Annotated in this window: 15 protein-coding genes and 1 tRNA gene; 9 read left to right on the forward strand and 7 right to left on the reverse strand. The window is 62.1% G+C overall.

The window, feature by feature from the left end; all coding sequences use genetic code 11:
- Positions 1-101 precede the first annotated feature (101 nt).
- The 3 genes from ACFWEM_RS12885 (at position 102) to ACFWEM_RS12895 (ending at position 4,592) form a co-directional block, all read left to right on the forward strand.
- Positions 102-1,550, forward strand: coding sequence for an acyl-CoA dehydrogenase family protein (locus tag ACFWEM_RS12885; RefSeq protein WP_378534562.1), 1,449 nt, complete (start codon positions 102-104; stop codon positions 1,548-1,550).
- Between the two features lie 27 nt (positions 1,551-1,577).
- Complete coding sequence (locus ACFWEM_RS12890) at positions 1,578-2,783, forward strand: acyl-CoA dehydrogenase family protein (protein WP_378533968.1); 1,206 nt, start codon at positions 1,578-1,580, stop codon at positions 2,781-2,783.
- A 171-nt stretch (positions 2,784-2,954) separates the two neighbouring features.
- Positions 2,955-4,592: an acyl-CoA synthetase gene (locus ACFWEM_RS12895; protein ID WP_378533970.1), complete on the forward strand. Its 1,638-nt coding sequence runs from the start codon at positions 2,955-2,957 to the stop codon at positions 4,590-4,592.
- Between the two features lie 6 nt (positions 4,593-4,598).
- Here the strand turns inward: ACFWEM_RS12895 and ACFWEM_RS12900 are convergent, their stop codons facing one another.
- Genes ACFWEM_RS12900 through ACFWEM_RS12910 form a run of 3 tightly spaced genes read right to left on the reverse strand, consistent with a single transcriptional unit; the run spans position 4,599 to position 8,151 of the window.
- Complete coding sequence (locus ACFWEM_RS12900) at positions 4,599-5,927, reverse strand: amidohydrolase family protein (RefSeq protein WP_378533973.1); 1,329 nt, start codon at positions 5,925-5,927, stop codon at positions 4,599-4,601.
- Between the two features lie 40 nt (positions 5,928-5,967).
- On the reverse strand, positions 5,968-6,945 hold the full coding sequence (locus ACFWEM_RS12905) for an isopenicillin N synthase family dioxygenase (RefSeq protein WP_378533975.1): 978 nt from the start codon (positions 6,943-6,945) through the stop codon (positions 5,968-5,970).
- A 15-nt stretch (positions 6,946-6,960) separates the two neighbouring features.
- Entirely contained in the window at positions 6,961-8,151 is a 1,191-nt protein-coding gene (locus tag ACFWEM_RS12910; protein ID WP_378533977.1) for a nitrate ABC transporter substrate-binding protein, read from the reverse strand.
- 251 nt (positions 8,152-8,402) lie between these two features.
- On the opposite strand from ACFWEM_RS12910, the gene ACFWEM_RS12915 reads away from it, so the two are divergent.
- The 4 genes from ACFWEM_RS12915 to ACFWEM_RS12930 are packed head-to-tail and all read left to right on the forward strand — an operon-like array spanning position 8,403 to position 11,859.
- Complete coding sequence (locus ACFWEM_RS12915) at positions 8,403-9,185, forward strand: ABC transporter ATP-binding protein (protein ID WP_378533979.1); 783 nt, start codon at positions 8,403-8,405, stop codon at positions 9,183-9,185.
- Positions 9,182-10,087, forward strand: a complete 906-nt coding sequence (locus tag ACFWEM_RS12920; protein ID WP_378533981.1) for an ABC transporter permease — start codon at positions 9,182-9,184, stop codon at positions 10,085-10,087. The genes ACFWEM_RS12915 and ACFWEM_RS12920 overlap by 4 nt, the downstream gene beginning before the upstream one ends.
- The gene (locus ACFWEM_RS12925; RefSeq protein ID WP_378533983.1) at positions 10,084-11,154 is read left to right on the forward strand and encodes an isopenicillin N synthase family dioxygenase; all 1,071 of its coding nucleotides are present in this window, start codon (positions 10,084-10,086) and stop codon (positions 11,152-11,154) included. The genes ACFWEM_RS12920 and ACFWEM_RS12925 overlap by 4 nt, the downstream gene beginning before the upstream one ends.
- Positions 11,155-11,214: 60 nt before the next feature.
- Complete coding sequence (locus ACFWEM_RS12930; RefSeq protein WP_378533985.1) at positions 11,215-11,859, forward strand: GntR family transcriptional regulator; 645 nt, start codon at positions 11,215-11,217, stop codon at positions 11,857-11,859.
- A gap of 4 nt (positions 11,860-11,863) precedes the next feature.
- Here the strand turns inward: ACFWEM_RS12930 and ACFWEM_RS12935 are convergent, their stop codons facing one another.
- Both ACFWEM_RS12935 and ACFWEM_RS12940 read right to left on the reverse strand, forming a co-directional pair.
- Entirely contained in the window at positions 11,864-12,640 is a 777-nt protein-coding gene (locus tag ACFWEM_RS12935; RefSeq protein WP_378533987.1) for an esterase/lipase family protein, read from the reverse strand.
- Positions 12,641-12,713: 73 nt separating this feature from the next.
- Positions 12,714-12,787, reverse strand: a tRNA-Met gene (locus ACFWEM_RS12940).
- Between the two features lie 450 nt (positions 12,788-13,237).
- Between ACFWEM_RS12940 and ACFWEM_RS12945 the strand changes: the two genes are divergently transcribed.
- A complete protein-coding gene (locus ACFWEM_RS12945; protein WP_347872101.1) occupies positions 13,238-13,792 on the forward strand; it encodes a transglycosylase family protein in 555 nt (184 codons plus the stop codon).
- Positions 13,793-13,897: 105 nt separating this feature from the next.
- Here the strand turns inward: ACFWEM_RS12945 and ACFWEM_RS12950 are convergent, their stop codons facing one another.
- Positions 13,898-16,813: a UPF0182 family protein gene (locus tag ACFWEM_RS12950; protein ID WP_378533989.1), complete on the reverse strand. Its 2,916-nt coding sequence runs from the start codon at positions 16,811-16,813 to the stop codon at positions 13,898-13,900.
- A 174-nt stretch (positions 16,814-16,987) separates the two neighbouring features.
- Here ACFWEM_RS12950 and ACFWEM_RS12955 point away from each other — a divergent pair, with 174 nt between their 5' ends.
- On the forward strand, positions 16,988-17,590 hold the full coding sequence (locus ACFWEM_RS12955) for a PPA1309 family protein (protein ID WP_019747831.1): 603 nt from the start codon (positions 16,988-16,990) through the stop codon (positions 17,588-17,590).
- 12 nt (positions 17,591-17,602) lie between these two features.
- Here ACFWEM_RS12955 and ACFWEM_RS12960 read toward each other — a convergent pair whose 3' ends face one another.
- Positions 17,603-18,625 (reverse strand): PDZ domain-containing protein, encoded by a 1,023-nt coding sequence (locus ACFWEM_RS12960; protein WP_378533991.1) that lies wholly within the window; start codon positions 18,623-18,625, stop codon positions 17,603-17,605.
- Positions 18,626-18,631 lie beyond the last annotated feature (6 nt).

Below are 18,631 nucleotides of genomic sequence, written 5' to 3' on the forward strand. Positions count from 1 at the left end.
GTCGAGCCTATGACGCGCATCATTTTGCCGTTTCTCGACAACAGACCTTACTGATGAGTAAGATAAGAATCGTCCAACGCCCCAACACCGAGAAACAGCTGGTGATCATGACCAAGCAAGACAGTGTTGCCTCCGACAAGAGCGCTCAGCGCAGCGAATCGGGCGCGCAGCGCGGCGGCACCAAGGGTGCGCCCCGCGACACGTCCGCCGTCGGCCTGAACCCGATCAAACGCGACGCCATGGGCGCAGCCATGCGCGTGCTTACCAAGATCACCGGTTCGGAACTGGCCGAGAAGTTCAATCTGCGTCAGACCATCGATCGTGTGACCTACGAGGGCACCAAGACGGGCTTCAAAACCCTGGGCGCCGCTACTCGTGGATTCCAGAAGGTCTCGGGCAACGGTGCACCCAAGCGCCTCCCCGACAACCCGAGCAAGAATGCCGACTACTTCGACCTCACCCCGGACGACGATCAGAAGATGATCGTCGAGACCGTGCGCGAGTTCGCGGCCGAAATTCTGCGTCCCGCGGCCTACGACGCCGACGGTGCAGCTCAGGCCCCCGCCGATCTCTCCAAGCGTGCGGCCGAGCTCGGTATCACGCTGATCAACGTTCCCGAAGAACTCGACGGAGCGGCCGCCGATCGTGGCGCGGTCACCAATTCTCTTGTTGCCGAGGCTCTTGCGCACGGAGACATGGGTCTGGCACTGCCGATCCTCGCACCCAGTGGTGTTGCAGTCGCACTGACCCAGTGGGGCACCGACGCGCAGCAGAAGACCTACCTCCCGGCGTTCACCGGCGAGCAGGTCCCCGGCGCAGCAGTGGTGGTCAACGAGCCCCGCGCTCTGTTCGACCCGTTTGCCCTGCAGACCAAGGCAGTTCGCTCGCCCAGCGGCTACAAGCTCAACGGCGTCAAGAGCCTGGTGCCGGCAGCGGCCACATCCGAGCTCTTCGTCATCGCCGCAGAACTCGACGGCAAGCCGTCCTTCTTCATCGTCGAGTCCGACACGAAGGGACTTGTCGTCGAGGCAGATCCCAGCATGGGTCTGCGCGCCGCCGGTCTGGGTCGCCTGATCCTCACCGACGTCGCGGTGTCGGAGTCGGCACTGCTCGGTGACGGTGACGCCGATCAGCGCAAGGCCGAATACGCCGACGCGATTCGCCTGGCCCGCCTCGGTTGGGCGTCCATGGCCGTCGGCACCAGCCAGGCAGTTCTCGACTACGTGATTCCGTACGTCAACGAGCGCGAAGCGTTCGGCGAGCCGATCAGCCACCGCCAGGCGGTTGCCTTCATGGTCGCCAACATCGGCATCGAACTCGACGGACTGCGTCTGGTCACGCTTCGCGGCGCTTCACGCGCCGAGCAGGGCTTGTCCTTCGCCCGCGAATCCGCTCTGGCCCGGAAGCTGGCTTCCGAGAAGGGCATGCAGATCGGCCTCGACGGTGTGCAACTCCTCGGTGGACACGGGTTCACCAAGGAACACCCGGTCGAGCGCTGGTACCGCGACCTCCGTGCCATCGGCGTTGCCGAGGGCATCGTCCTCATCTGACGCCGCTGAACTTCCAGGAGAACCACGATGATCAACCTCGAACTTCCCAAGAAGCTCAAAGCATCAGCGAACCAGGCACATCAGGTCGCGGCGCAGATCTTCCGACCCATTTCACGTAAGTACGATCTGGCCGAGCACGAGTATCCCGTCGAACTCGACACCATGGCCGCCATGGTCGAAGGCCTCTCCGATTCCGGTGGAGACATCGGCGGTGCCAGCGGCGGACGTTCCGACGCGAGCGCCAAGGGCGGCAACGCCAACGGCGGCAACATGTCCGCGCTTCTCAACTCGCTCGAAACATCTTGGGGCGACGTCGGACTCATGCTCTCGATCCCCTACCAGGGACTCGGCAACGCCGCGATCGCCGCAGTGTCCACCGACGAGCAGCTCGAACGTTTCGGCAAGGTGTGGGCCTCGATGGCCATCACCGAACCGAGTTTCGGTTCCGACTCCGCTGCCGTCACCACCACCGCTGTTCTCGACGGCGACGAGTGGGTCCTCAACGGCGAGAAGATCTTCGTCACCGCTGGTGAGCGTTCGACGCACATCGTCGTGTGGGCGTCGGTCGACAAGTCGAAGGGCCGCGCGGCCATCAAGTCGTTCGTCGTACCGCGTGACGCCCCGGGCCTGAGCGTCGCTCGTCTCGAGCACAAGCTGGGCATCAAGGCTTCCGACACCGCCGTCCTCCTACTCCAGGATTGCCGCATTCCGGCAGACAACATCCTCGGCAGCCCGGAGGTCAACGTGGAGCAGGGCTTTGCCGGCGTCATGCAGACGTTCGACAACACCCGCCCGCTCGTTGCAGCCATGGCCGTCGGCGTCGGACGCGCAGCTCTCGAAGAACTGCGCGCCATCCTGACCGAAGCCGGAGTCGAGATCTCCTACGACACACCGGTCTACAACCAGCATGCAGCTGCAGCCGAGTTCATCCGTTTGGAAGCCGACTGGGAGGCCGCATACCTGCTGTCTCTGCGCGCGGCGTGGATGGCCGACAACAAGAAGCCGAACTCGCTCGAAGCCTCGATGTCCAAAGCGAAGGCCGGCCGCACCGGCACCGACGTGACGCTCAAGGCAGTGGAGTTGGCCGGCACATACGGCTACTCGCAGCGCCCGTTGCTCGAAAAGTGGGGCCGCGACTCGAAGATTCTCGACATCTTCGAGGGCACCCAGCAGATCCAGCAGCTGATCGTCGCACGCCGCCTGCTCGGAAAGTCGTCCGCCGAACTGAAGTGACGGTCCCGTAGGTCGAATACCAGAAAAACAACATCGCACACGCTCCGCCCCGCCACCTTCCGAGATGGCGGGGCGGAGTGCTCGGTCGCCATCCGGAAATTCCACCACCGAGCCGTGTTTGCGCATTAGTGTGTAATCAGTCCTACAACGACGCTCGGAAGAGGTTCACGTATGCCCGGATTGGTCACCAAGGTCACTGACACCATCGGCGCGGCGGGGGTCATGTTCCGAGCCGGGCTCGTTCCGTTCCCCCGCCTCGATCGCGGACTCAAATCCATTGCAGCGGTAGACAAGTACGGGCCCTTCGCCGGGCCGGTCCACGCGCACGCCGAGAACGGCTACGACGCGGTGGCGATCATCGACGAACGTGGACCCATCACCTACGCCGAACTCGAACGTCAGAGCAACGCGTTGGTCCGAGCATGGCAGGCGGACGGCATCACGTCCGACTCCGTCATGGGCGCGATGTGTCGCAACCATCGTGGCTTGGTGCTGACCATGCTGGCTGCGGCAAAGAACGGAACCAAGCTCGTACTCATGAACACGGGCTTCGCTCGGCCCCAACTTGTGGACGTCGCCGCGCGCGAGAAGGTTGTCGCCTTCGTCTACGACGACGAGTTCGCGAACGTCGCCGATGCCTTGCCAGGCGACGTCGTCCGGTATCGCTCGTGGCCGGAGACGGACGCGTCGGCCGAAAGCTCCTCAGCGACGACTCTCGACGAGGCCATCGCCGGTCGCACCACGTCGTCGGTGCCGGCTCCCGAGAAGAACGGTGGCTTCGTTCTCCTCACCAGCGGTACGACTGGAACTCCCAAGGGTGCGCCGCGTGGCCACACCTCCCCGCTCGCTTCGGCGCAGTTCCTCGACCGCGTTCCGTTGCGCCGCGGACAGACCATGATGATGGCCGCCCCGGCCTTCCACGGCACCGGCGTCTCGCAGTTCGCTCTCGCCTTGGCGCTCGGGCAGACCGTGATCATGCATCGAAAGTTCGACCCGGAGAACACGATCAAACTTGTCGCGCAACACAAGTGCGACAGTCTGGTAGTGGTCCCGACGATGCTCGCTCGTATCATCGACCTCGGCCCCGAGGTGCTGTCCAAGTACGACACGTCGAACCTGAAGATCATCTTCTCGGCAGGTTCGTCGCTCTCCCCCGACTTGTGTAAGCGAGTCACTGCCTCGTTCGGATACGTCCTCTACAACTTGTACGGATCCACCGAGGTCGCCGTGGCTACGGTCGCGACTCCCGAGGACCTGACCATCGCTCCGGGAACCGCGGGCCGAGCTCCAGTGACGTGCCACGTCGAACTCTTCGACGAAAACAACAAGAGAATTACCACTCCCCACACGATCGGCCGAATCTTCGTCGCGAGCGGACTGAGCTTCGAGGGCTACACCGACGGACGGGACAAGGAACGTATCGACGGACTTCTCTCCACCGGCGACGTCGGACACTTCGACGCCAACGGCCTCCTCTTCGTCGACGGCCGCGACGACGACATGATCGTTTCCGGCGGCGAGAACGTCTACCCCCTCGAAGTCGAGAACCTCCTCGCCGACCGCGAGGACGTCCTGGAAGCCGCCGTGATCGGAGTCGAAGATGCCGACTTCGGCCACCGCCTGCGAGCCTTTGTCGTCGTCGCTCACGGCGCCGAGCAGAACTCCGACGAATTGAAAGACCACGTTCGGTCCAACCTGGCCCGTTACAAGGTTCCCCGCGAGATCGTCTTCATCGACGAACTTCCCCGAAACGCCACAGGAAAGTTGTTGCGCCGCGTCCTCATCGAAATGGAGGTCAGTGAGGACTGAGCGCAGTCACAATGCGCTGAGCGTCCGGATCAATTCCACCTCGTCGACGCGGGTCGAATGCCCGTCGCGAATCACGACCTCGCCTGCAACCAACACCGTGTCTACGATCTGACGACTTCCCGTCGTGAGAATGGACGCACCCGGATCTCGTACCGGGAGGCAACCGAAGTCTCGTTCGAACCGAATCATGGTGAGGTCAGCGGGATCACCGACGGAGATTCCGCCGGACCTGGCGGGCAGACCGAGCGCTGCGTTCGCGCCGCCGGACGCGATGTCGATCATGGCTTCGAAGCCGAACAGGTCGGCGCGACCGCGGGCGGCTCGCTGCACGTAGGCGCCCGTGCGCAGCGTCTCCAGCATGTCCTGGGTGTCGTTGCTGGCCGCACCGTCCACGCCCAACCCCACCGCGATCCCCGCGTCGAGGAAGCTCGGGACCGGTGCGATCCCACTGCCGAGGCGCATGTTGCTGACCGGGTTGTACGACACTCCGACGCCGCGCTCCGCCAACACTTTCTGGCCACGGTCGTCGAGTTCGACACAATGGACCGCCAGCACCCGATCCCACAGAAATCCGTGGGAATCGAGGTAGTCGACAGCGTTCACGCCTGCATGTTCGGTACACATCGTGTTGTCGGTCTGCGTCTCGAGCAGGTGGATCGAGACCGTCATGTCGCGAGACTGCGCGAATTCACGCACTGCCGACATCCCCTCCGGGGTCAGCGATCGCGGGTTCGGTACCGCCACTGCCACGTCGACGCGGGAACCAGTCACGTCGTGCATCATCTGATCTGTATGTGCGAGGACATCTCCGAGTGGTTGCATCAGCCGTGGATCGAACCCCCACTTCCTCGTCGGGTCCGCCCTGTCTGCAGTTCCGCGTCCTAGCACCGCTCGAATCCCGGTGTCGTGCAACGCCCGGATCACGGCGTCGTGAACCTCGCTGGACGGGTGCGGCCACATGTGTTCGACCAGGGTGGTCGTACCGCTGCGCAATGCTTCCAACGAGGCTGCGACGGCGGCCGCGTACGCCCGCTCCGGGGTGATCTGGACGGACTCTTCCGCGACCGCGAGCAACCATTCGAGAAGCGGTGTCCCTTCGGCGATCCCACGCATCAGTGACTGTTGAAGGTGCGTATGGGTGTTGACGAACCCAGGGATCAGATACGCCCCCGATCCGTCCACACTGCCTGCGCCGGCGCTCCCGGCGGAAACCTCGATCGATTCGACAACGCCGTTCGAGACGACGACATCGCGGCCGCTCAGCCATTGGCCGCCGCTGTAGAGCGTGACGTCCGTGACGATCGTGTCGGCCGAGTTCCGTTGTGCGGTAGTCATCGACAATCCTCCTGAAAGTGTGTGACGGAACGGGTGCGGATCAACGTGCGAAGTTCGCGCGTACTCGCTGGTCGATGTAGTCCTCCGCGGTGATCGGAGGGTACTTGCCCGCGGGGCCCTCGATGGTCACGTCGCGGTTCGCCTGAGCGAAGAACGCGAGGCTGTAGCGAGGTCCCCGGTAGTCGGTGACGCCGGGACTCTTCACCCGATGAAAGTTCGACGGCAGGACATCATCACTCCATCTCATCAGCATGTCGCCGATATTGCAGGTGATCGCTTCCTCAGCCGGCACCACCGACGTCCATTCCTGGGTGTCCATCTCCTTGCCCGGGCACAGTTGCAAACCACCCTGACCGTCACGCTGGAAAAGCAATGTCAGGCAATCGAAATCGGTGTGCGCACCGGCGCGCCACATCCCTTCGACATCCGCGTCGGCGGCAAGGGGGAAGTAATGCAGCAGCCGCAGTGTGCTCTGGTAGCTCTCCACCGACGGATCGTGCGCCTTGGTGAAGAAGTCTCGCTCGAATCCCAGCTTCTCGGCGAAGCACGAGAGCAGATCCATCGCAATGCCCCAACACTTGGCTTCGAAGTCCAGGATCGTCTCGCGGAACCCGGCCAATTCGTCTGCTGTGGGCCACAGATCTCCCATATGCGGGCGGGTCACCTGGTAGGACTCTTTCTGATCAGGTGTTCCGATGGACGGACGCACCTGCGTCATACTCTCCCAGCCGGAGTTGAACCCCTTCTTGAGCGGATACTGCGCTTTGACCTCGGCGGGGAGCGCAAAGAATGCCTCGGCCGCCGCGAAAGCCTCGCGAACCTGGTCCAGATCGATTCCGTGATTGACGATTTGGAAGAACCCGATGTCGGTCGCTGCCGACCACAACTCCTCGGCGATCTCGCTGCGCCGGTTCTCGAAGTCCGCGAGATCGATCCTTCGGACCTCGCGGTCGGTCGTCTCGGTACCCAGGCCACCCATGCGGGTCTCGCGGTTGAGTTCTGTCATGTCGTAAGTCATGTACTGTCAGCTCCTTCAGCGGATTCCGATGGACGGATCGGTGAACTTGTCGGTGTAGATCTCTTCCGCGGTCAGTGACTGCGGTATCGCCGCACCTCCGGCGATCAGGATGGGCTTGAGTTCTTCGACGGTATGGGCGACTCGGGTCATGTCGAACGTCCCGACGGAGCCGTCCGACTCATTCGCGATCAGGCCTTTCTCTTTCAGGAGCTGGGCACTGAACGCCGCCTCACCCTCGGTGTACGGCGAGAACGACACGTCCTGCGAGACGACGTCGACAATGGCGGCATTCGCAGCATCCGGCGCGGTGATGTAGTCGGCCGTGGCCTGCTGAATGATCGGAACCAGCTTGCTCAAGCACGGCGAGAGTGTCTCGACCTTGTCGGCTCGGACGGAAACATTGGAGGCATAGATGTCGAAACCCGAATCTTTCAGCAGGTCATAAGAAACCGGCTTGTCCCATGCCGGCGTCTCCTTCTCGTACGTGTACGGTTCCGAATTCGCGAATCCTTGCTGAGCAATGGTCGGGTCACCGACAAATCGCGAGGGAGCTCCGTCGTAGCTCGTGTCGAGCTGGGACTGCTTCAGTAGTCCCTTTGCCACGAGCCACTGTGGGAAAAGCTGCTCCTTGGAAACGACGACACTCGCGTCGGACTTACCGATATCGGCAACACTCGTCCAGTCCGGATGAGACTCTTTGTCCCACATGAGGATTGCCGGACTGTATTTGAGCAGTGGAGTAACGGCCACGACGGGCTGACTTGCTGCTGCCGCAATCACCTGATCGCCGTGCACGAGTCCGAGGGTGATCGAATCGTCGACGTACATCTGGGAGCTCACGGACTGGAACCCGATTGCCGGTCCCCCGGCTCGCAAGGTCAGGTCGACTCCGGTGTCCTTCCCTCCCGCGACGAGAGTTCCACTGACCGACTTGTCATCGGTGTCGACCGAGTACCCGGGACCCAGCATCTCGAACAGTGCTCCCATGTCCGACTGTGGCTGCCATTGAAGTTGAACCACAACGTTTTCCGGACAGAGCCCCGCCAGGTTCTGAGCCTCGGCGGCGGGTTCGAGCGATTCGGCTGTGGCCGTATCGGCTTCGCTGGAGCTGCAAGCAGTCAATCCGATGGCCGCACACATGGCCAGTGCCACGCCGGCCACTCCCACACTCTTGCGATTGGAATACACCTTGCGATTCGAATACACAGCGTCTCCTTCGTGAAAACAATTGGGATGGGGGCGAACCAAGAAGGGTGATCCGATGAGCACACTCTGCAGCACTTGGATTACATGCAATCGCCTGGTTGTTTCCATCAGGTAACGCAGGCCAAGATCCTTTCCTTACCTGCAATGTCACCTCACATTTACATTCAGCAATCTCGACGACATACATGCAATCCAAGATATGTCGTAGATCTTGAAGAACGTTTGCATGCATTATTGAACCGGAGGCTCAGATGGAACTCGCGAACACGATGCAGGATGCCGACGCTCGCAAACTCACCGCGCCGATGCAGATGGTCTTTTCCGACGTCGTCAAGAAGTTCGACACCGGCACAGTCGCGCTGGACGGCATCGATCTGGACGTGGAGCGGGGAGAATTTGTCGCCGTGGTCGGACCCTCCGGCTGTGGCAAGTCGACCTTGTTGCGCATGGCGGCCGGCCTCGAACGACCGACGAGCGGCGCGGTTGCCCTCGACACCGAATCAGTAGGCTTCATATTCCAAGAGCCGACCCTTCTCCCCTGGCGGAATGTGCAGGCCAACGTCGAATTGTCAGCCGAACTCGGTGGCGGCGACAAAGCAGCGCGAAAGTTGCGCGCCGACGAGGCAATCCGCGCGGTAGGCCTTGCGGACTTTGCACAGCAACTGCCCAATGCGTTGTCCGGCGGAATGAAGATGCGCGTGTCGTTGGCTCGCGCCCTCACGCTCGCACCCGCTGTGATGCTCCTCGACGAACCTTTCGGCGCACTCGACGAGATGACCCGCCTGGAGATGCAGGTGGAACTTCAAAGGTTGTACACCGAAAAAGGATTCACCTCGATGTTCATCACGCACTCGGTATCCGAGGCCGTGTACCTGGCAAGCAAGGTGGTTGTCATGACCGCCAGGCCCGGACGAATACATTCGGTCGTCGACATCGATTTCCCTTACCCACGTAGCCCGGAACTGCGCTACGACGCCCGCTACACCGAGTACGTCGCCGATATCTCGGCCAGTCTGCACGGGAGCCTACGATGACCGAAGTTCTTGCAGTTGGGCGAGGCAACACCACACGCAAGACCGCGGTTCGCTCTGACTCTGCGACCACCATACAAGCAGAGGCACAGAACGGACGGAACTCGCGAATGAGAGCGCTCGGTGCCCTCGTCCTTTATCCGCTGCTCTCCCTTGCCGGCGCGGTCGCGGCCTGGTCGATCGTCAGCTATCTCGTCCTCTCCCCCGAACGTCGGTTTCTCCTCCCGCCACCGAGTCAGGTGCTGACCAAGTCGCTGCTCGACTGGAAACATCTCTCTCCCATGCTCGAAGCCCTCGCCGTGACGGCGCAGGTTGCGCTGGTCGGCTTCGTCGTCGCGGTGGCAGTCGGCGTCGGAACCGGTGTGTTGATGAGCCAAGCCAAGTGGATCGAGCGGATCGTCTATCCGTACGCCGTTGTGCTGCAAGTCATTCCCATCCTCGCCATCGTGCCCCTCATCGGCCTCTGGTTCGGCTACGGCATGACCGCTCGTACTCTGGTGTGTGTTCTCATCGCAGCCTTCCCGATCATCACCAACACACACTTCGGATTACAGTCGGTCGATCGCGGATTGCACGAACTCTTCACCCTCGGACGAGCGTCGCGGTGGGATCGACTGGTGAAACTCGAACTGCGAGCGGCAATGCCGGCCATTCTCACCGGTATCCGCACCGCATCCGGCCTTGTTGTCGTCGGCGCCATCATCGGCGACATGTTCTTCGCCAAAGGACAACCCGGGATCGGAACGCTGCTCGACGTCTACCGAAGCCGCCTTCAGTCCGAGGACCTGATCGCCGCGATCGTGATCGCGTCGGTGTTCGGCGTCCTAGTCTTCTCTGCCTTTGGATTCCTCTCACGTGTGCTCGTCGGTAAGTGGCACACGTCCGGCCGCAAGGACTTTAAATGACCCACGAAACTCCTGTCTTCGAAATTCCTACGATCGATATCAGCCCGTACCTCCGCGGCGAGGCAGCGGTTACAAACGCCACCAACAGCACTGCCTGCGCTGAGGTCGCAGCTCAACTCGATCGCGCGTGCCGGGACGTCGGCTTCATACAGATTGTTGGGCACAATATTCCACGATCAGCGACCGACGGACTGGCCGATGCTCTTGACGAGTTCTTTGCGCTCCCACTTGCGCTCAAGAACGACTATCGCCGCCCCTCGTCCGAGAACCGTGGTTACTCACCACCGAAGTCGGAATCACTCAGCATGAGCCTGGGCGTCGCGTCTGCGAACCAGATGAACGATTTCTACGAAGCGATAGTCGTCGGTACAGAGGTGAGCGACTATCCAGGCGTCGACCTACCCCAGTCCAGCTACGCCGACAACACCTGGCCCGACGCTGCGCCCGGCTTCCGACCGGCAATCGAAGAGTATTTCCGCCAGGCACAGAGTTTGGCACGAATCCTGATGTGCGCCTTCACCGACGCCCTCGGATTGCAGCCCGGGTACTTCGATTCGATGCTCGACCACTCGATCGACGCGATGAAGATGAACAACTACGCACTGCCCGAGGGCGAGATCCGGATCTCCGGCGACATGACGGGAATGGGCGCTCACACCGACTTCGGAATCTTGACCATCCTGTGGGCAGATCAGGTTCCGGGCCTACAAGTTCTGAGTACCGACGGCGTGTGGCACGACGTCCAACCTGCCGACGGCGCACTCTTGATCAACCTCGGTGACGCGATGGCGCGCTGGACGAACGACCGATGGCGCTCGACAGTGCACCGAGTCGACCCGCCGATCGTCGACGGTCAGATCATCCGACGTCGCTCTGCTGCATTCTTTTTCGACGGAAACTACGACGCCGTCATCGAAGCGCTGCCAGGAACTCTCGCACCGGGTGAAGTGGGATACCCGCCGATCACGATCGCCGAGAACATCGCAGCCAAGGTGGCCGGACTGAAAGGCGCGACGGCGCCCGAGGTCGACCGCCGCAGCGCTGACCGGGTGCGCGCCGCCGGGTGACGGTGCCGGGTAGCGCTCCCGGGTACCGTCGATATCGTGCAGGATCGAAGTGAGGACAAGATGACCACCACCGAACGAGCTTTGCTCACCGAGTCCGTGCACGAGACGCTTCGCGAACTGATCTTCTCGGGGGAACTGGCGCCGGGGACACCGCTGAGTGTTCCCGCGCTGGCGAGCAAACTCAATGTCAGTAGAACGCCGGTCCGCGAGGCCGTGCAGCAGTTGATCTACGAGGGCATCGCCGTCCACACCCGAAATGCGGGTGCAAAAGTCGATTCGCTGGACGCGGAGTCGCTGCGCGCTGTTTTCGAGGTGCGTGAGGTACTCGACGGTCTCGCAGCGTTCAACGCGACGGCGAATGCCACTCACGAAACCGTGTCGCAGCTCAGCAAGATGGTGCAGGTGCAACGCGAACTTCTCGAGAGTCCGCCGGATCAGCGTCGAGACTCGAAGCTGGACCTCGAGTTCCACACGTTGATTCGTGAGACTGCATGCAATCACCCACTCAGTGAAGCCCTACACCGTCTGGATGGGCAGTCACATCTCTACCGTTCGGACATGTGGAGCCTCGAGCTCAATCGCCGGATCGCTGTCACCGAGCACGCTCGTATAGTCGCGGCCATCGAATCTGGTGACGCCTTGGGAGCGAGAACCGCCGCGAGCGCGCACGTGGCCGGGCTACTCGTCCGAACAACCCGGACCTGAAGCTTTACCGGAAGGACGGGAACAACGTGTCCGGCCACGTGATGTCGCCGTCGTTCTCGTCCACGAAAGTGCCGACACAGTCGCGCCCCAACGCGCTGATCGATCCCGAGATCACCTCGGGGTGCTCGAGCTCGGTCAGGTGGTCTGCTCCGCTTCCGGAACCGGGAACGCCATCGACGTACACCCGGCACTGGCCCCCGTCCAGCCGACCGTCCGCCCACTCGCCCGAGCTCTGCACCACCGAATAGTAGGCAGGACCAGGAGTGTCCTCACCTGCATTGAGCTTGGTGAGAACTTCGGAGAACATACAGGTGTCGTAGCCGTCGGCGGGGCCCTGCACGCAGCCACCGGGGCTGCCGTACTGCGGAGCGCCAATAGCGACGTATGAATCCACGATGTCCGAGCCACCGAGGAACTTCGCGTAGTACCGGGAGCTCAGCCCGCCCGCACTGTGCGCGACTACGCCGACGAATGTGGCGTCAGCAGCGTAGGTGCGAATCGACTCGGCGATCAGTTCGGCATCTGCGGCAATCGTTTTGCCGGGTGCATCGACGAAATACGTCTCGTAGCCCGCATCCTGCAGTGCCTCGTCGAGGGCGCGGTAAGACGCTTGATGGGCTTCACCTGAGCTGTAGAGCTGCTGGCCCGGAACGATGAAGACCACGCGCTTCCCCGTCTCGACCCATCCACCGGCTGCAGCATTGCTCGCAGAGAGCACCGGCGCCGCAATCGCCAGAAAAGCGATGACGGCCGATAACAGGGGCACCTTCGAGAATCGCACGTCGCAACCCTACGACGGACGCACGCAAAAAAGGACCGCCGCACTGGAATCCAGTACGGCGGTCCTTTTCCAGTAGCGGGGACAGGATTTGAACCTGCGACCTCTGGGTTATGAGCCCAGCGAGCTACCGAGCTGCTCCACCCCGCGATGCATGGACAAAGTTACACGAGCAGATGAACGGAACGCAAATCGCCTGCGCTGGAGTGAAATACACGCCTGAAAGTCGCAAATCCGAGTGACTGGCTTCACAAAATGCCCGTGAGCATCAACACATAACAGGCATGTAACGAACGTACCTCGAAACCGCATCAGAAAGGCTCTACCAGCGTAAACGTCGGAGTTCGCCAGTGGGAGCAGACCAGAAGGTCCGGAAATTTGCGAATCGACCCTCGTTCAGCGCTCCCGTACGGTCGGTCCCGGCCCGAATCAACCGGGCGAACGCCGACCCGCCGCTGCTCGACTCTGCCCCGCGGGATCGGAACCCCCGAAACCTTCGAGGGGCAGAGACACGGAGAGACAAGCGCCCGGGAAAGCCAGCACCACCGCCGACCCGCAGGCCCGCCGATGTCAGCAAGCGCGGAGAGGATTTACCCCGACATGACGTACACCAGCATCAGCAAGCGTGCACTCGGCACATTGGCAGTAGCCGGCGCACTTGTCGCAGTGCCCCTCACCATCAGCACCGGCACCGCTTCCGCAGCCACCCACAACTGGGACGGCGTCGCACAGTGCGAGAGCGGTGGCGACTGGAACATCAACACCGGCAACGGCTACTACGGCGGCCTGCAGTTCTCGCAGAGCACCTGGACCGCCAACGGTGGCAGCGGCTCGCCCGCCAACGCTTCCAAGGAAGAGCAGATCCGCGTCGCCGAGAACACCCTGCAGAGCCAGGGCCCCGGCGCATGGCCCGTCTGCGGCCAGCGTCTGACCGTCGCGAGCGAGCCCGCAGTCGAAGAAGCTCCCGCAGCAGCACCGGCTCCCGTCGCCGAGGCACCCGCAGTTGCACCCGCCCTCGAGATCCCGGCCGAGCTCAAGCCCGCCGCACAGCAGGCCTACGACACCGCTCGTGACCTCGCCGGCCAGTACGGCTTCGCAGCACAGTTCCAGCAGCTCTCCGATGCCAACGCACCGATCGTTGCAGCACTGCGCTGATTCAGCTCGCACAGTTTCACCTGAGCACACAAGAAGGCCCACCATCCGAAGGATGGTGGGCCTTCTGCTGTTCACGAACCGACGCTGTTCACGAACTGACGCTGCTTACCTCGGCAGCGCCTGGTACGCGTCAACAGCCTTCTGCAGGCGGTCGAGCGCAGCACCGTAGCTGGTGAAGTCACCGCTCTGCTGCGCCGACTTCAATGCGGCCATTGCCGAATTGACCTCGGCGAGTGCCTTCGTGACGTCGTCCGAAGAAGCCGGCGGGGCCGGTGCCGTCGGAGTTGTCGGCGTTTCCGGTTGCGCTCCGGTATCCGGATCGGGTGCCGGCTGGGTGACCGTCGCTGCCGAACCCGCGCCCGGCCAAATCTGACTGATCGCCTCGGAGACGGTCGGTGCATAACCGATCCGAATGCCGTTGGTGTCGCTGAAGCTCACCAGCACACGCGCCAACTGAGGGAACGCGTTCTGCGAGTTTCGCTGCGAATACAAGGGCTCGACGTAGAGGATTCCGCCCTCGGCAATCGGCAGAGTCAGCAGGTTTCCGTACTGAATCTTGTTCGACTGCTTGAGCAGTGACACTTCCGAAGCAACACGCGAATCCGACGTCATCGCAGACTGCGCCTGCTGTGGACCCTGAGTCTGCGTATCGGTGGGCAACTGCAGCACCGTGAACTTGCCGTAGTTCTCCTTGTCGTTCGCCACCGAAATGTAGGCCGACAGCAACTCACGACTGAACCCGACCATCGGACTGGTCAGACGGAAATCCGCCTTCGCGGTGTCCTTGTCGCCCACCAGCACGTAGTACGGCGGCTGGTTGGCGGTCGTGTCGATCGTCGGATCGCTCGGAACCGACCAGAACGCGTTGTTGGTGAAGAACTCACTCGGATCGTCGACGTGGTACTTCGCCAGCATCTCGCGCTGGACCTTGAACATGTCTTCCGGGTACCGGAAGTGCGCCTGCAGGTCGTCCGAAATTTCGCTCTTCGGCTTGACCGTGTCCGGGAAGACCCCCATCCACGCCTTCAGAACCGGATCCTGCTCGTCGACCTGGTACAGCGTGACGGTGCCGTCGTAGGCATCGACCGTGGCCTTCACGGAGTTGCGGATGTAGGAGAACTCCTGGCGCGGAATGAGGCGCCCGGTCGTCTGGTCGATACTGTCCTCGACCAAACCGTCGAGCGAACTGCGCTGCGCGTACGGGTAGTCCTGGGCAGTGGTGTAGCCGTCGATGATCCACTGCATCTTGCCGTCGACCACTGCGGGGTAAGCAGCGCCGTCAGTCGTCAGCCAAGGCGCGACCTCCTCGACCCTTTCCTTCGGATCACGCTTGAAGATGATCTTGGAGTTCGAGCCGATTGCACTCGAGAACAGGATGTTGCGCTCGGTGTACTTCGCCGCGAATGCAAGACGGTTGAACCAGTTGCCGATCGAAACGCCACCCGAGCCTGTGTAGGTGTACTTCGAGGTGTCGGTGTCGTACTCCCGCGGTCCCTCACCGTCGACGGAACCGACGATCGAGTAATCGGCGTCCGACTGACTGATCACCTCGCCGTAGTACGAACGAGGATTGTCCACCTTGAGGTTCTCGTTCTCGGGTGTGGTCGTCAGGTCGCTCACCGAGTAGATCGGGTAACCACCGGTGTTGTTCTGACTGTCGCCCTGCACGGCCGTGACTTCGTTTGCCTGGGCCGCGACGAAGCCGTTGCCATGCGTGTAGACCGTGTGCTTGTTGATCCAGTCCGTCTGGTTGCCGGAAAGGTTGTTCGGCGACAGCTCACGCGCTGCGACAACGAAGTCGCGCAACTGTCCGTCTTGTTCGTAACGGTCGACGTTGAGCGTCTGCGGGAACCCGTAGAAGTTCTTGAGCTGACGCTGAGCGGTGAACGTCGGCGACAGGATCGTCGGATCCAACAATCGTGTGTTCGCGATCGTGGTCCGGTCGGCCGGAACATCCTGGGGTTGCTTGGTGCCGATGCCCGGATAGTCGACGTAGTCGACGTTCTCTTCGGTGATCCCGTACGCCTGACGGGTCGCTTCGATGTTCCGCTCGATGTACGTGCTCTCCTTCTGCGCCGCATTGGGCTTGACGGAGAACTGCTCGACGATCATCGGGTAGACCGCACCGACGAGCACCGACGAGAGAACCAGGAGAGCGACTGCCATGGCCGGTATCCGAAGATCCCGCGTGAAGATCGACGCGAAGAACGCCAAGGCGCAGATGACGGCGATGGACAACAGAATGAGCTTCGCCGGCAGCACCGCATTGATGTCGGTGAAGCCCGGACCGGTGAACGTCGGTTCCTTACGACTGCTCGACATCAACGAGTACCGATCGAACCAGTACGCAACCGCCTTGAGGAGCACGAAGGTTCCGGCGATAACAGCGAGTTGAATACGAGCGGCAGTGGTGAATGTCCCAGCGCGCCCGGCCAATTTGATTCCACCGAAAACGTAGTGGGTGATCAGATTTGCCACGAATGCCAGCAGGATCGAGACGAACAACCAGTTCAGAACGAAACGGTAGAACGGCAGATCGAAGGTGTAGAAGCCGACGTCCAGATGGAACTGGGGATCGGTGATGCCGAACTGCTGACCGTTGAGGAACAACTGGATGGTGACCCAGTTGGCCTGCGCGATGAGACCGGACAGGATGCCGATCGCTACCGGAATGATCACGCCGAACAGACGAAGTCGCGACATGACGGTGGTGCGGTAGCGCGCGATCGGATCATTGGGTCCGGAGACCGGGACGAACACCGGACGTGCACGGTACGCGAGAAGCATCGCGAGCCACACGATGGCTCCGACGACAATTCCGACAACGAGGAAGAGAACGAATCGCGTCAGCAGAACCTTGGTGAACACACCACGGAAGCCGACTTCGCCGAACCACAACCAGTCCGTGTACATGCCGATCAGTCGCGGCCCCACGAGCAGCAAGGCCGCCACAACGACAGCCACCACCAACAAGATTCGACTGCGTCTGGACAGAGAGGGTAAACCTGCGGGGGGCCGCATGCCCACGTGCCACGCTCCAAGATTTGGCGACGCCGTGGCGTCGCAACCGATTGCATCGATCACTGCGGCCACGCCCGAGTGGACTTGGCCGTTTCCGACCACTCTACGTAACAACGGTCACGGGTTGACAACACGGAGAGCGGGAAGCCAGGCAGAAGATGCGAGGATGAACGTGTGAGTGAAGAGAATATGAGCAGATCACCGAGTGCCCTCGCCCGGTGCGTTCATGAAGTAGTCGACCACATCGACGCCGAAGGCTGGGATCAACCGCCGAAGCTGTACGCGTTGGTACCCACCGAAATGCTCGCCGCAGCCGAACCCGGACTGCTGGACCAACTCGCCGAGGGTGCCGAATACACACCGATCGAGCAGGAATCGCTCCCCGAGGACATCATCGGCGGTTCACGCGCACTCGACGAGTTCCTGGCAACGACGCATTGGCCCGAGTCGGTCCAGGGTTGCATCCTGGTGCAGGAAATCGTCGTCCTACCGCCCGAGGCGGAATCGGATCTCGACCACGCCACAGCGCCGGTGTTGACCGATCAGCACGCAGCGGACGAGGTCGCTCGACTGACTGCCAACGCACATCCTGATCGACGCGAAGCTCGACTCTTCGTCGGCGTGCTGCGTGACGGTCCGTCACTGTCGCTGTTGCAGATGCGTCCCGACGAGGATGCAGATCCGTACGGCGACCTGGAACTGCTCACCTACGACGGTCTCGCACCTCACCTCGTGCACGCGCTGTACGCGACGCTCGACGAGGTCGAAGAAGACTGACAGAGACTGCTTTCAGCAGCGGGGTGCATCGCCGCCGGTGTTGAGGCTCTCGAGTGAGTCCACTGCGCCGGGCAGGTTGTCGACCTTGACGAGTCGAAGCCCGTCCGGCGCATTCTGTTTCGCCTCGTCACAATTCTGGGCCGGCACGAGGAACGTCTCCGCACCTGCTTCGGACGCGGCGATCAACTTGTACCTGATACCGCCGATCGGACCCACTTCACCGGCGGAGTCGATGGTGCCCGTTCCGGCCACGAACTTTCCGCCGTTGAGCTCCCCCGGTGTCAGTTTGTCCACCAAGGCCAGCGTGAACATCAGTCCGGCAGAAGGGCCACCGATGTCGGCGAGGTTGAACTGCACGGTGAAGGGGACGTCCGGGACCTCGTTGGGCGTGACGCCGAGGTAACCCGATTCGGGCTTGTTGGGCCGCGCCCCGACGGTGACCGGCACAACGGTCTCCACGCCCGCGCGAATGACGGTGACGTTGATCGCAGTGCCGGGAGCAATCGCCCCGACCGTGTCCTGAACGCCGCTGATCGTGGTGACCGGAGTGTCACCGATCTTGACCAGGACATCGCCTTCTTGCAGCGCACCCGCAGCGGGACCGTCGGGGGTCACCTTCGAAACAGTCAGCGCCACCGGCTTGCCGAGAAAGTGCAGTGCCGCCAACTCGGCACTGTCCTCGGACTGCTGGAAGTCGGCGGTGTTGGCCTGCTGGATCTCTTCCTTCGACTTCTCGGGCGGATAGATCTCCGAGCGCGGGACGAGTCCGTTGCTGCCACTCGCCCACAGTCCGAATGATTCGAAGATGTTGAGGCCGTCGCGAACAGACACCGTTGTCATGTTGAGGTTGCCGTCGGTGGGATCGACCTCGGCCCCTTGGATGTCGACAACGGGCTTACCGTCGACGTCGCCGAGCGTGTTGAAGGTGGGGCCCGGACCGAGAGCGACATAAGGAACAGTGACCATTGTTCCGACGACGCCCAACACGACGATGGGTGCGAGTGCGGCCAAGAGCGTCACTATCCGTCGATTCACCTGATC

It is taken from the genome of Rhodococcus sp. NPDC060176, assembly GCF_042728675.1.
Lineage (GTDB): Bacteria > Actinomycetota > Actinomycetes > Mycobacteriales > Mycobacteriaceae > Rhodococcus_F.

What these genes read in the sequence shown, in the direction of transcription:
- ACFWEM_RS12890 (WP_378533968.1), top strand. Translation starts at nt 1,578, where the DNA reads ATGATCAACCTCGAACTTCCCAAGAAGCTCAAAGCATCAGCGAACCAG.
- ACFWEM_RS12895 (WP_378533970.1), top strand. Translation starts at nt 2,955, where the DNA reads ATGCCCGGATTGGTCACCAAGGTCACTGACACCATCGGCGCGGCGGGG.
- ACFWEM_RS12900 (WP_378533973.1), bottom strand. Translation starts at nt 5,927, where the DNA reads ATGACTACCGCACAACGGAACTCGGCCGACACGATCGTCACGGACGTC.
- ACFWEM_RS12905 (WP_378533975.1), bottom strand. Translation starts at nt 6,945, where the DNA reads ATGACTTACGACATGACAGAACTCAACCGCGAGACCCGCATGGGTGGC.
- ACFWEM_RS12915 (WP_378533979.1), top strand. Translation starts at nt 8,403, where the DNA reads ATGGAACTCGCGAACACGATGCAGGATGCCGACGCTCGCAAACTCACC.
- ACFWEM_RS12920 (WP_378533981.1), top strand. Translation starts at nt 9,182, where the DNA reads ATGACCGAAGTTCTTGCAGTTGGGCGAGGCAACACCACACGCAAGACC.
- ACFWEM_RS12925 (WP_378533983.1), top strand. Translation starts at nt 10,084, where the DNA reads ATGACCCACGAAACTCCTGTCTTCGAAATTCCTACGATCGATATCAGC.
- ACFWEM_RS12930 (WP_378533985.1), top strand. Translation starts at nt 11,215, where the DNA reads ATGACCACCACCGAACGAGCTTTGCTCACCGAGTCCGTGCACGAGACG.
- ACFWEM_RS12945 (WP_347872101.1), top strand. Translation starts at nt 13,238, where the DNA reads ATGACGTACACCAGCATCAGCAAGCGTGCACTCGGCACATTGGCAGTA.
- ACFWEM_RS12950 (WP_378533989.1), bottom strand. Translation starts at nt 16,813, where the DNA reads ATGCGGCCCCCCGCAGGTTTACCCTCTCTGTCCAGACGCAGTCGAATC.